6 protein-coding genes and 1 other RNA gene are annotated in these 7,697 nt (G+C 41.9%); 1 reads left to right on the top strand and 6 read right to left on the bottom strand.

The genetic code is table 11. From position 1 onward, the window contains the following. The 6 genes from B4K20_RS07355 to ffs form a co-directional block, all read right to left on the bottom strand. A partial coding sequence (locus B4K20_RS07355; RefSeq protein ID WP_289282428.1) for a leucyl/phenylalanyl-tRNA--protein transferase occupies nt 1-474 on the bottom strand: 474 nt, incomplete at its 3' end. A gap of 3 nt (nt 475-477) precedes the next feature. Beyond that, nucleotides 478-1,665 carry an EAL and HDOD domain-containing protein gene (locus B4K20_RS07350; RefSeq protein WP_289282427.1) on the bottom strand — a complete coding sequence of 396 codons (1,188 nt, stop codon included), beginning with the start codon at nt 1,663-1,665 and terminating at the stop codon, nt 478-480. A 32-nt stretch (nt 1,666-1,697) separates the two neighbouring features. Beyond that, nucleotides 1,698-2,297: a recombination mediator RecR gene (gene recR / locus B4K20_RS07345; RefSeq protein WP_286305293.1), complete on the bottom strand. Its 600-nt coding sequence runs from the start codon at nt 2,295-2,297 to the stop codon at nt 1,698-1,700. 9 nt (nt 2,298-2,306) lie between these two features. Continuing rightward, nucleotides 2,307-2,615: a YbaB/EbfC family nucleoid-associated protein gene (locus B4K20_RS07340; protein WP_286305292.1), complete on the bottom strand. Its 309-nt coding sequence runs from the start codon at nt 2,613-2,615 to the stop codon at nt 2,307-2,309. Nucleotides 2,616-2,631: 16 nt separating this feature from the next. Next, nucleotides 2,632-4,470 (bottom strand): DNA polymerase III subunit gamma/tau, encoded by a 1,839-nt coding sequence (dnaX, locus tag B4K20_RS07335; protein WP_289282426.1) that lies wholly within the window; start codon nt 4,468-4,470, stop codon nt 2,632-2,634. A 43-nt stretch (nt 4,471-4,513) separates the two neighbouring features. Beyond that, nucleotides 4,514-4,610, bottom strand: an RNA gene (gene ffs / locus B4K20_RS07330) — signal recognition particle sRNA small type. 272 nt (nt 4,611-4,882) lie between these two features. Between ffs and B4K20_RS07325 the strand changes: the two genes are divergently transcribed. After that, on the top strand, nt 4,883-7,697 hold a 2,815-nt coding region (locus B4K20_RS07325; RefSeq protein WP_289282425.1), incomplete at its 3' end, for a diguanylate cyclase domain-containing protein.

The following is a 7,697-nucleotide window of genomic DNA, read 5'->3' as shown; positions in this document are numbered from 1 at the left end:
TGCTTTGCCTACAGAAACACCATAAAGACCACCAACCAGTTCATTATCTTTCCAACATTCAATACTATGTGCATATCCCTGATGGTGTAAATCAGTATAAGCTTCGATCATATTATTGTGTATCCACGTCCGGTTATCTGGATCAGTAGGTTGATTCTGTCTCGGTGCCGAACACGCTTTCATGACCTGTTCGAATGCGCGATCCATTGTGACGGTAAACTGTCCTTTCCGTAATATCTTATTAAGGCTTTTACTGATATGAACATCATCTGTGAAAAGAACCATACGTGGATCAGGACACCACCATAAAATCGGGTCATTTTTATTAAACCAGGGAAAAATGCCACGTTGATAGGCATCCAGTAATCTTGCTGGAGACAGATCACCGCCCGCAGCTAATAAACCATGATCTGTCGCTTTTTCCACAGGCGGGAAATGACTTTGTGAGTCGGCAGCCAACCAAGTGATAGACATAACTTAATCTTGTAATTGAATAGTGAGTTGTTTTGCCCAATGAATAGATTCTAGGTAAGTTTTGACTAATATTTCTCTTGGAACAGGTGAAGTGGATATGGTTTCCCAATCCGCTTGTTCATAACTCAATGTATCTGCTAAAGCTCGTCCTGCAGGTCCTTGTTTATCTATCAAGGCTGTTTTAAGTTCAGCGGTCAATGGTAAGGGGTCAACAATATCGACAAGTGGTTTATCCAACATGGCATCCAGAACCGACAGAAGACCGACGGTGAAAAACATATCTGAATGTCCTTTATAGTATTTGGCGAGTAGCTCACACATTCTGCCGCGAAACATGGCGACATGACGTAATTCATTCGGCTTATCATCAATACCTGATAAACATAATAAACTTGCCCATGTTTTAATTTTATTGAGCCCAAGCATGACTATCGCTTGTTTGGTGCTTTCCACTTTTTTAGGCAAACCAAAAAAGGCGGAGTTGATTAAACGCAAAAGTTTATAACTGAGCGTGATGTCTTGGTTAATAATCTCAGTTAAATCTTCGGCTTCTACATCAGCGTCTTGAAGACGCACCAATAATGACATTAATGTTTGCGTTGATGGGGTTAATTCGTGACCTGTACTTTGATCAGGCATGGTATAAAAATCACCTTCCAGCAAATCTAAGTGATGCGCTTTGCAATAGTGATACTGTTCGATGTTGTTAACATTGATAGCACACAAAACATCATAGTGAGCACGCCATGCTTGAATTTCTTGATCAGTCAGTTGTTGTAAATTTTCTTGTGCGAGGTCAATCAATAAAGTCTTGTACTGATGCCCATTCATGGAGTTATGCAATCGATTTGCATAATTTATGGCACGATGATGAGCCGGTGGTGGCTGTTGGGTATTAATGTCTAGCGTTAGAGAGGCATTTATTTTAGGTAGATCCAGAAGAGCATGGTGCCATGACTCTGGAATAGATAACAGCGCACTAGAGCTATGATTAATATCTAATACAATGTTGGGCAGTGACTGGACAAAGTCAGGAACGGGACTATCGTCCTTTAACTTTTGTCCTTCAAGATCATAAAAGCTTAAATGATACCCGGCGACATCCAATTCATCATTGATAAATAAGGGGTGACGGTGAATTAAACCCGAAAAAGTTTTTAATTGTTCTAAAGCGACTTCGTCCTGCGCCATAAGTAAATGCTCTCTTTAAGCTAGCCATCACCTCAAAGCGACTCTCTTCCTGAGAATGCGTGAGAAAGGGTGCCACTGTCAACATATTCGAGCTCACCTCCCAGTGGAATACCATGAGCAAGTCGACTGACTTTGATATTGCGGGCTCTGGCCAGTTCACCGATAAAATGAGCCGTTGCTTCACCTTCCACGGTAGGGTTGGTAGCCAAAATAACTTCTTCGATAGTGTTTTGATCTAACCATTCAATCAATTTGGGAATGCCCAATGCGTCAGGACCGATACCATCCAGCGGCGATAAATGGCCTGATAATACAAAATATTGTCCTTGGTATTGGGTTGCTTGTTCAATAGCAAGTACGTCGCTTGGCATTTCTACAATACACAAAATGTCTTGTTGGCGACGCTCATCAGCACATCGTGAACAGAGTTCTGTTTCAGATAGAATTCTGCAACGTTTACAATGTTTTACGTTTTCTAATGCATGAGTAAGCGCCTGAGCAAGACGTTGACCACCATCTCGATTACGCTCAAGCAAATGGAATGTCATACGTTGTGCTGATTTTGGCCCTACGCCTGGTAAACAGCGAAGCGCACTTATCAACTCATCAATACTGGGACCGAGTTTTGCCATGTTATAAGGCTAAAATGGCATTTTCATGCCAGGAGGTAGCATGCCTGACATACGTTCTTGAGTGGTTTGTTCTACTTGACGGTTTGCATCATTAACAGCAGCAGCGATTAAATCTTCCAGCATTTCTTTATCATCTTCAAATAATGCATCTTCAATTTGAACGCGCTTAATGTCATGTTTACCTGTCATGGTAATTTTGACCATTCCACCACCAGCTTGTCCGGTGACTTCGACAGAAGCCAGTTCTTTTTGTGCTTTTTCCATATTGGCCTGCATTTGCTGGGCCTGTTTCATCAGATTGCCTAAACCACCTTTCATGGAATGTCCTCTTTACTTAATCTAAGGGTTTTATTGTACTTTCAATTACACGAGCATTAAATGTGTTCTTTATTACTTCGATAGTGGGGTCAGTCTGTATAGATTCAATAGCCTGTTGCTGTTTTTGTGCGAGTTGTTCAGCTCTTTCAACCGCTACTGTCGGCCCTGAATGCAAACTATCGGGATCATGATTAAATATGACACTGACATTCTGATCGAGTTTCTGCTGTAATGCTTGTTCGAGGCGTTCTTTTGATTTTGAGGTCGCTAAATGAGCAAGTTCAGGCGATAACGATAGTTGAAGCGTGCGTTCTTCACATCGAATAAAGGCGCTATTTTCGGCTAATTGTCGCGTTAGTGCAGACAGTTTGAGTTCTGAAATGATTTGCGTCCAGTTTGCAGGGGACAAATCAACACTGATTAAAGTCTCTTCATCGACGCTGGGAAGCGAGTCAGCTAAAGCTTCTTTTGTATGTTTTTCGTTTACCTGAGTATCAGTGATCTTTTGAATATTCTGGTCATGGTTTAACTCAGGTTTGTGCTGCGGCTTTTCTGGTGGCGCTTTCGGCTTTTGTGAAGAAAAGGCTGAATGGGTTGTTGAGTCACTCGGCTCTGAATGATGTTCATGTCGACTCAATACCGGGGCAGATGCGTTTAGTTCTTTGCTGTCTGAGCTGTTGGCATTGCTGACTGTTACCGGCGGTTCAGTGACGGCCGGTTTACTAAGTGTGTCAGACTTTTTTGCTGGGGGATTCCCATTGTTGGGTTCGCCAGTCCGAGGTTGAAAACTTAGCATCCGTAATAACGTCATATCAAAACCGCTTTTCGGGTCAGCGGCCCATGGTAGATCTCGCTTACCATGCAGAGCAATTTGATAGAGTAATTGCACGGTTTCAGCATCAAAAGTGTTCGCCAAGTTTTTTAGACTGGAGCTATCATTTTCTTCCGACGCTAAATCTTGAATATGTTGATAGCTTGCTATCTTTTGTAAACCATCCAAAATCGCATTAAGAATAACTTCAAAGTCGCGGCCAAGTGCTGCTAAATCACCAGACAGTTGCAGTAATGCTTTTGCATCTCCTTGTTGAAGTGCGCTCAGTAATTGATAGACCTGATCTTGGTCGATGCTGCCAAGCATTTGGAAAACCACGTCAGTCGTGACATTTCCGTTCCCAAAAGCAATCGCTTGATCTAATAAACTCAGCGCATCACGCATGCTGCCATCAGCTGCACGAGCGAGTTCTATTAAAGCGGGATGTTCAAATGAGAGATTTTCTTGGCCTAAAATGTACGACAGATGTTCACTAATCTGAGTGATATCCAAACGTCTTAAGTTAAATTGTAGGCAACGCGACAAGATGGTGACAGGTAATTTCTGAGGATCTGTTGTGGCGAACAAGAATTTAACGTGAGGAGGAGGTTCTTCCAGTGTTTTTAATAGCGCATTAAAACTACTGGTCGATAACATGTGCACTTCGTCAATTAAGTAAACTTTATAACGACCACGACTTGGCGCATATTGCACGTTGTCGAGGAGTTCACGCGTGTCATCTACTTTTGTCCTGGACGCGGCATCGACCTCAATTAAATCGACAAAGCGACCACTATCTACTTCGACACAGCTCTGGCATTCACCACATGGGGTAGAGCTGACGCCTTGTTCACAGTTGAGGGATTTGGCGAAGATTCTCGCCAGTGTTGTTTTACCTACACCACGTGTACCAGAAAACAGAAAGGCGTGATGCAGTCGATTTTGATCCAGACCGTTGATTAAAGCACGTAAGACATGTTGTTGCCCAACGACTTGTTCAAATGTTTTAGGTCGCCACTTACGGGCTAAAACCAGATAACTCATCGGTTATTAGACACCCGGTTAACTTAATGTTTAGGGTGGCGACCCACACCAGCCGAATCTCGGCGCCCGAGTCCGAAGGCTCCGCTGCTCCCTTCCGGGCCTGACGGGGTCACCAACATATCGTCGCGAGGAGACCAATGCAGGCCACCATAGAGCGACACATTCTATGTCTTTATTGTAGTTTTTTCCATCCTATTTTGCTTTTAATCATGACATCGTCACATCAAACAAGCAGTTAGGGTCTTTATCATGGTAGAAGGGAGAACGCTAATATTCATGATATGCGCTGATGTGTTATTTCCTCCTCTTGAATTAAGTTTATGAAACGATTGTGATGGCCGATAGAAGTAGTATTAAGGATAGTGTTGACGCACTGTTGGCCTTTCTCGCTATAGCTGATCATGATGGATAAATGAAAAATAAATTTCTCACTCCTATCTTTGTTAACTTATTCGTTGCCCTGGTTTACCTGATAGCTGGTTGGCTGAGCATTCAATTCGCTGTATTTGAACATTTTTCAGCATTGGTATTTTTCCCTGCGGGTATTGCATTGGCCTTTTTTCTGACATATCCCGCCATGTACGTCTTGCCAGGGATCTTTGTCGGGGCATTGATAATCAGCTTAATCGTATTGACCAGAATCGAACTTATCGCGCACAACGTTATTTTTTCTGCTGTTATTGCCTTAGTCAGCTGTTTACAAGTGATTGTTGGAAAATACCTTTTCAGAAAAATGATTGGATTTCCACTTACACTAAGTCGTGATCGGGATATTTTTCTCTTTCTGCTAGTGGTACCAATTATATGTCTAGTTAGCACCACACTTGGTCTTGGCGTGATACATGTTTTTAACCCATCAGCATTAAATTTTATGCCGGTCTGGCTCATGTGGTGGATCGGAAACATTATGGGTACTTATGTCATGTTGTCTCTGGTTTTGAGCTTTATTGGGCGACCACGGGCAGTATGGAAAACAAGACGGTGGTTTATCGGTATTCTTGTTTTACTCTCATTGATTATCATCAGTGCTACAGTCTGGAATATCCGACAGTTTGAAGATAAACGTCTTGCTGATCAGTTCAAAATCAGAACGCAGGAAGCAGCCGAGGTATTTAAAATTGCTCTCAAAACAGAAGAGTTGATTCAAGATGGCGTCTCACGCTTGTTTGCCTCCTCGGACAAAGTGACGCGAGATGAGTTTAAGAGTTTTGTTAATTGGACCACCTATAATGAACAGCATATTCAGGTCATTGAGTGGTTGCCTCGAATACTGCATTCAGAACGACAGGCGTACGAAGAAGAGCAGAAGAAACATTTTGGCGAAGATTTTTTTATCAAAGAAATCGTGTCGCACAAGACGCTAGGTCCGTCAAAAGCATATCCTGTTTATTTCCCCATCACCTACTTAGAGCCTGAAGCAGATAACCTGATAGCGCGTGGATTTAATCCTTACTCATCCGTTGTTTCAAAAAAAGTGATTGATAAGGCTATAGAAAGTGGTCAGGCCGTTGCCAGAAGTCCACTGAAAATGATTCGTGATAAGGAGCTTATCGATGCATTAGTGATATATCGCCCCATATATCAAACTCAAACGGGTAAATTCAGCATTAATAAAGAGAATAACGAGGTGATTGGCTTGGTTAATGTCGTGATTCGTGTAAAGGAGTTTGTGGATGATATTTTGAAACAGTCATCACAACCGGAGTTCTTGATAAATTGGCTTGATATACAGAGTGGTGACTTTTTTTATCAGCAAAGTGAGGAGAGAACGTCCCGGATCAAACATTATGTTGATTTTGAATTAGCTGGCCGACACATGCAGTTGCAGTTTTACCCGACCACTTATTTTATGAATACTTACTCAACTAGCCTGGCGTCACTAGCACTGGTTTGTGGGTTTTTAATAACGACATTATTTACCTTGTTATTCTTGAGTATAACTGGGAGAACTCATCGCATCTCAAAAGAAGTCACCATTCGAACACAAGAGTTAACACAAGCAACAAAAAGGGCTCAGTCTTCAGAACAACGCATTCGCGATGTACTCAAACAGATGAAAGTGACGGAACAAAAGCTTCGACTATCAGACGTCGCTTTTAACTCGACTAGTGAAGCTATGATGATCACTGATGCTAATAAATACATCATTGCTGTCAACCAAGCCTTTACAGATATGACCGGCTATTCATATGAAGAAGTCATCGATCAGTATCCCGATTTTTTAATAAGCGAGTTCGCTTCACATCAATCAATACGATTGACGCAAGAATTATGGGATGTCATGCGAGATAAAGGGATGTGGCGAGGGGAGGTCATTATCAGTACAAAAAGTGCTGAATCATTGCCAACATATTTATCTGTATCTGCTATTTATGATTCGGCCCAGAGCGTGACGAATATGGTAGCAGTGTTTACTGATATGACAGAAGTGAAAGAAGCACATGCCATCATTGAACAACATGCCAACTTCGATGCCCTGACCAATTTACCGAATCGGCGTCTGTTTACGGATCGCTTACAACAAGCGATTAAACGAGCGGAGAGATTGGGTGAGAAAATTTGTCTGATGTTTCTCGATTTAGATCGTTTCAAAGATGTGAATGATACCTTAGGGCACGAATTCGGGGATGAGTTACTTCGGCAAATGGCGTTGAGAATTTCGAGTTGTATTCGAGATATGGATACCGTAGCGCGGTTAGGTGGCGATGAATTTACTATCATCCTATCTGAGTTTAAAAATAAAGCACATGCAATTAATGTTGCAAAAAGTCTGATCAGTGAAATAGAAAAACCAGTTGAAATTCAGGGACAAACGCTACGGCTCTCAACTAGTATTGGAGTAACCTTTTTTCCTGATGATGCTGCGGAACCGGGTATGTTAATTCAAAATGCTGACAGAGCGATGTATGCAGCAAAAGATATGGGTGGCAGTGCTTTCAAGTTTTATAACGCTGAATTAGCGGCAAGTTGGCAAGCAAGAACGTTTATTATTAACGAGTTAGAGTCTGCCTTGAGCAGACAAGAATTAATCGTTTATTACCAGCCAATTATTTCTTTAAGTCTGAATCATGCTTTATACGCAGAAGCATTAGTTAGATGGAATCATCCTGTTCGTGGAATGATTCCACCCTCAGATTTTCTTCCTCAGGCAGAACGTATGGGCCTCATCGATAAAATCGATGATTATGTGTTTAAACGTGTTTGTGATGATTTGAAACAGTGGACGA

Origin of the sequence: Methylophaga sp. UBA5088, from assembly GCF_002414625.1 — a bacterium.
Taxonomy (GTDB): Bacteria; Pseudomonadota; Gammaproteobacteria; order Nitrosococcales; family Methylophagaceae; genus Methylophaga; species Methylophaga marina.
This window is presented reverse-complemented; position numbering and strand designations above follow the sequence as displayed.